The sequence below is a fragment of the Vibrio sp. SG41-7 genome, from assembly GCF_014164465.1.
Taxonomy (GTDB): Bacteria; Pseudomonadota; Gammaproteobacteria; order Enterobacterales; family Vibrionaceae; genus Vibrio; species Vibrio splendidus.
This window is the reverse complement of the sequence record NZ_JACJFF010000247.1, coordinates 1-2,535: the sequence shown is the minus strand read 5'-3', so window position 1 is coordinate 2,535 and position 2,535 is coordinate 1. Positions and strand designations below refer to the sequence as shown.

4 protein-coding genes are annotated in these 2,535 nt (G+C 40.3%); 3 read left to right on the top strand and 1 reads right to left on the bottom strand.

Going from position 1 to position 2,535, the window contains the following annotated elements:
* Positions 1-128: 128 nt before the first annotated feature.
* Positions 129-500, bottom strand: coding sequence for a helix-turn-helix transcriptional regulator (locus tag H5300_RS26315; protein WP_065682438.1), 372 nt, complete (start codon positions 498-500; stop codon positions 129-131).
* A gap of 130 nt (positions 501-630) precedes the next feature.
* Here H5300_RS26315 and H5300_RS26310 point away from each other — a divergent pair, with 130 nt between their 5' ends.
* From H5300_RS26310 to H5300_RS26300, 3 genes are read left to right on the top strand one after another with little or no spacing between them, the layout of a single operon-like run.
* Positions 631-1,764 carry a phage/plasmid replication protein, II/X family gene (locus H5300_RS26310; protein ID WP_182797320.1) on the top strand — a complete coding sequence of 378 codons (1,134 nt, stop codon included), beginning with the start codon at positions 631-633 and terminating at the stop codon, positions 1,762-1,764.
* A 9-nt stretch (positions 1,765-1,773) separates the two neighbouring features.
* Positions 1,774-2,049, top strand: coding sequence for a G5P family DNA-binding protein (locus H5300_RS26305; RefSeq protein WP_016767415.1), 276 nt, complete (start codon positions 1,774-1,776; stop codon positions 2,047-2,049).
* 14 nt (positions 2,050-2,063) lie between these two features.
* Positions 2,064-2,489: a hypothetical protein gene (locus H5300_RS26300; protein WP_228761175.1), complete on the top strand. Its 426-nt coding sequence runs from the start codon at positions 2,064-2,066 to the stop codon at positions 2,487-2,489.
* The last annotated feature ends 46 nt before the right edge of the window (positions 2,490-2,535 follow it).

The window sequence follows — 2,535 nt, the reverse complement described above, 5'->3', positions numbered from 1 at the left end:
AACTATCCAACCCCCCAATCATGATGAGAGAGAGGCAGGTTTTGGGAGGCAAGCGTAGCGCGCAAAACTGGCTCTCTCAGGTTCGGGTTCCTGTTACACCCGAACTAACTCCGGAATACCGGAATCCGCTATAAGATATTAAGAACCTCATTACCTTCAGAATCGACATCTTCGCTGTCTAATAAACTCTTCAAAAAGTATTGGTGATCAGGAACTTGTTCCCAGACTCTCAATGCAACCATCCCAGAATCAGCTCCAACTTTAGACATGTTTATGATGAACGAGTTGAGTGCCATTTTACTATCCAATTTACCGTTACAAATCTCATCAGAAGTAATACCCAACACTTTAGCAAGCTTACTTATCTGAGTTGCTTTAGGTTCAGTCGTGTCATTTTCCCACTTCAAGTAAGTCTGCTTAGTCACTCCGACTAAACGAGCCACTTCTGGTTGGGATAGGTTTTTTAACGCTCTAGCTTCTTTAAGTACAGAACCAATCATCATAATTCCTTTAATGGTACATATTAATGTAACTATACACCCACTTTTATAAACCATAATCTTGCAGTAACCAAAAATAACCTTTATGGTATATAAAAATGTACCTTAGTTGCTATTGACAGGATTTTACTTGTACTTCATTGACCGCTTATTTATCCAACAAGATCACCGAGAAGGAGGATTACCTCTTGTCGGTCGTCATGTTATTGAGCGTATAGATCTGGAGTCTGGAGAGAAGCTACCACCATCTGTAGATCAGAAGATTTTAGAAGGTTCTCATAGCACTAAGCTCACGATCAGATGTGATGGTTATCGTGTCAGAGTTGAGGGGAATCCATCACGTTGGCAAAGACAAGATAATCTCTTCGGACTAACAACATTAGATGAGTGTGTAGAAGTTTATAACCATGTGTTAGCCAAATATGACTTACCTCCATTTACTAAAAATACCCGCCTCAAACACAGACAAACACCCGACGGAAAAACATCATCTTACGTAGGAAATGGTGCAGAGATTACAAGCATCGACTGGACGCAAAACTTGTCAGTAGGACAGGGCAGTGAACAACCTTTTATACGTGGGATGTCATCAATGAGCTTGGGAAGATCCATGAAACCTAAGCTGTATCCAGATGGACACAGTTGCTACTGGGGCGAAGGTTCTGAATGGCTACTTATAAAGTTATATGCCAAAGCTATCGAGTTACAGTGTCACTCAAAAAAGAATGCAAAAAATGGCAATGAAAGTAAAGAATACATAGATAAATTAACGACTTACTGTGCGAGTAAAGGTGTTGTTCGTTTAGAGTACAGCCTTAGACAAAAGCTATTGAAAAGACATAACTTACAGTTTTACGGGCTAATAAGTGAAGACGAATACCTAACGCACCTCAAGCACTTCGAGGAAGCTATGAACACTATCGAAATATCCCATGATGAACACCAGAGCATAGCTCAACAGTTATTAAATAATGGCGCCGTAGATACACAAAGGAAAGCCAATACAACCATGAACTATTTTACGCTATGGCAAAACGGTGTGGATATGAGGGAAATACTGAGCAGCTCGCAATATTACGAACACAAGGCAAGGTTGAAGAAAATCGGCATCGACATCGGTCAGCAGTTCGATGTCTCTAGAATGTGTCCAACGTTGAGGCGTTCAGAAGAAATAGAAGTTCAATCACTACAGATACCATCTTGGTATCAATTACCGAAAGTAGCACAATCAAACGTGCTGCCTTTTAAAGCTTACGTAGCTTAAGGAAAAGATATGTTGAAAGTAGAAATCTTCCCAGAACACGAACAACCAATCACAAGAACATTACCAGGCAAAGATGGTAAACAAGCTAGAACGATAAGAGAACAAATCGGATATGCATATCTAGGTGGTAAGTTCCCAGTCGAAATGAAGCTATCATTACAAGACGACCAATCTGCATATAAATCAGGAAACTACGAACTTGATAGCTCAAGCTTTACCGTGAATAACTTCGGTGGACTGGAATTAAAACGCTTCGGCATTAAGCTCGTGAGGTCGATGAAATAATGGAAGATCAAGTCATGAAATCTGATGAACTCCAAGAAGTCATTAACTGGTTACACAACGATGTAGATAAAGCCGTTGATGATGCCAATGATGTAGTTGCCAAGCGTCAGTACAAAAAAGTCTTCGACAGCTTAGAGTTACTAAAAGAAATGCTGCTCATGAGTGAATCCAACAATAACTATGTACAGATGCTCGGTTATCGAGATGACACAGACCAAGTTCAATGTATGGTGTCGAATGTTGTTGGCTTAAACTTCCAAGAAGTGAATGAACTTGCTGATGAGATATTCTTGGTTGGTGACTGGTTCATGTCAGTGACAAGCGTTGATAAAGATGAAAACCACAACGTAAAAATCTATGGGCCATATGAGACAGACCAGCAAGCAATGGAACATGCACGTAAAACCTTGTCAGTAACAACGTTCAGAATCTCTGTATGAGCCCAGAAAGCCCCTCAAAAGCAAACTAGTCTTAGTGCGTATTATG

Bases quoted from the DNA above. Each gene is read 5' to 3' on its own strand.
- H5300_RS26300 (WP_228761175.1), top strand. From the start codon at position 2,064: ATGAAATCTGATGAACTCCAAGAAGTCATTAACTGGTTACACAACGAT.
- H5300_RS26315 (WP_065682438.1), bottom strand. From the start codon at position 500: ATGATTGGTTCTGTACTTAAAGAAGCTAGAGCGTTAAAAAACCTATCC.
- H5300_RS26305 (WP_016767415.1), top strand. From the start codon at position 1,774: ATGTTGAAAGTAGAAATCTTCCCAGAACACGAACAACCAATCACAAGA.